Source organism: Stenotrophomonas sp. P5_A8, from assembly GCF_056400545.1.
The window spans coordinates 1-2,063 of record NZ_JBFULB010000481.1 but is presented as its reverse complement, the minus strand read 5'-3'; the positions used below and the strand labels follow the sequence as shown (position 1 = coordinate 2,063).

Here is a 2,063-nt window from a genome sequence, read left to right as displayed (position 1 = left end):
GCCTCGCAATAGGGGCAACGCAGATGCGGCTTCAATGCACGACGAGCAAGCGGATCTAGGGCCGCCACCTCTTGGGCCGTGTATTCCTGGTCACTTCGACGATCCTTTGCTCTATCCATCAGACACCCCCTGTCTTGATGTGCATGCTTTCAAGTGTTGGGCGGCCAGTCAAGCGGATACACCTTTGAGACAGGCGACCGGGATATAGAGGTTGAAGACTCGGAGGAAAATGATGCTAATCGAGATAAAAGTGCGAAAAACTCAAATCAATGGGCTTTGGATGGTGCTATCTTCGTGTGCATTACTAATGACGCCGGTCTTGATGGTCGACAGGTATAGGCCCTTGTCTTTGAGCATTGTTTCGCTCAACAATCCTCGCTCATGAAGCGAGACATAAAGCGCCGCCGCATAGGCTTGGCAGTTGATCGATTTGTCCGGGTTGAATGCAATGTCCGAAAACGCGCGGTATGTGAGCACGAGTTTGGCAAGGTCCGGTTGCTTGTGCAGCGCGTTGATGTACAGCCAGTCATAAAATGCTGTTCTTGGTTCCAGTTCCCAATCAACATTGAAGAAGTGGAACTTTATCAATCGGCCGCTTTCTTTCAAGCGCGGATCGCGCTTGGCGTCAAGGGAGCGCGCGTTCAGCAGATCTTTGTAAGGTCCGCCATTTTCGAAGACCTTGCTTGCTTGAAACGCGCACTCCAAGCTGAACTCCCGCTCATGCTTGACTGTCTTGATCATCAAGTTAAAGGCACTCAGATCAACGCCTAGCGGATCAGGTGACTTGCTAGATATCTCCAAAACTCGATCAACACCAAGCTGCCGCTGAGCTTGGCTGTGAAGTGATGCAATGGACTTCTGAGACTGGCTTATGGCCATGCCTGGGTGCCACTGAAACTCCACATGGCGAGTAGAGACGAGCATGGGCCCATCGAAGCTTGGCATGAAGATGGGACGTGTAGCCACTAGCTCGCCTGCCAATGTTGGTAGTCAGCGCGCGGATAGAAAAAGTTCGGGAACGACAAGACGTTCGCGCCCGGGTGACTTACTCGGAGGCGTTGTGCGGTGGATTCATTGCTCGTTGCGACTCCGACAATGAAATTTCTTGGGATCGAATCGAGCACTAAGACCTCAGCCTGAGGGTTGGTCGGAACGGAAGCAGTCAGGCCAAGGTTGGCCCTCACTTTGTCTTCCCAGTCAACAAACATTGCTTGGAGAGCACCTAGGCCCATGCGCTGCTCAATATTGATGCCGGTGACTGCACTGGAAGCAGCGTTCGAGGTGCAGAAGGCGCAGCGTAGCATCCAGAGCACGGAAGGGTGAAGGCCAATCACTACCCACTTCTCGTCAGGATTGCTATTCCGCAGCCTGCAAAACAGCTTATAGTTGGGAAAGCTGATGGATAAGCATACGGCTGAAGTTCCATCTAGTCGAAGCTCGTCATTGAAGACCACCCCAGCGCCCGGGGTCAAGAGATCGCGGCGGAGAAGGCCATTTTCTAGGATCGACGCAAGGTTATCTTCTCGGGTGAAGTGAACGAGATGGTTGATGCCGCGCTCTGCGACATATTCTTGGATGTTTGCGGCCATATTGAGTCCATTCTGTCTGTCAATGCTCGAAGAGCGCGAGACCATGTCGTGCCAATCCCTTGCACTCCACCACAGAGGCCTTATCGGCTGTGAGTGGCATTCCTTAAGCGGATCATAGCGTGGCAGAAGATCGTCGCTAGCTATACGATGGCGTGCCCGCAGGGGGCGTCGAACAGGGGATGTTCATGCAGTTGGCAGTCGTTAGGATCAGCAATTTCTGGTCCTTCGGTCCGGACCCGGTTGAAATCAAGCTCGATTCGATGACCTACCTACTTGGACCTAACGGTGCGGGTAAGACAGCCGTGCTGACAGCATTGGCCCGGATGTTTGGCACCACAGGGACCATGCGGACAGTGCTGCCCTCCGACTTCCATGTGGCGATAGGGGAGGCGCCGATTGAAGGCAAAGCCGCCAGCCTATGGATCGAGGCAGACTTCACCTTTCCCGAGGTGAAAGAGGGTAAGGACACTGCTG

General features: G+C 53.7%; 3 protein-coding genes. 1 reads left to right on the top strand and 2 read right to left on the bottom strand.

Going from position 1 to position 2,063, the window contains the following annotated elements; all coding sequences use genetic code 11:
* Positions 1–261 precede the first annotated feature (261 nt).
* Complete coding sequence (locus tag AC1DQP_RS19835; protein ID WP_457321791.1) at positions 262–966, bottom strand: DarT1-associated NADAR antitoxin family protein; 705 nt, start codon at positions 964–966, stop codon at positions 262–264.
* The gene (locus AC1DQP_RS19830) at positions 966–1,589 is read right to left on the bottom strand and encodes a DarT ssDNA thymidine ADP-ribosyltransferase family protein (protein ID WP_478052345.1); all 624 of its coding nucleotides are present in this window, start codon (positions 1,587–1,589) and stop codon (positions 966–968) included. The genes AC1DQP_RS19835 and AC1DQP_RS19830 overlap by 1 nt, the downstream gene beginning before the upstream one ends.
* A gap of 179 nt (positions 1,590–1,768) precedes the next feature.
* Between AC1DQP_RS19830 and AC1DQP_RS19825 the strand changes: the two genes are divergently transcribed.
* Positions 1,769–2,063, top strand: a 295-nt coding sequence (locus AC1DQP_RS19825) for an AAA family ATPase (RefSeq protein WP_478052344.1), incomplete at its 3' end; no start/stop codon positions are given.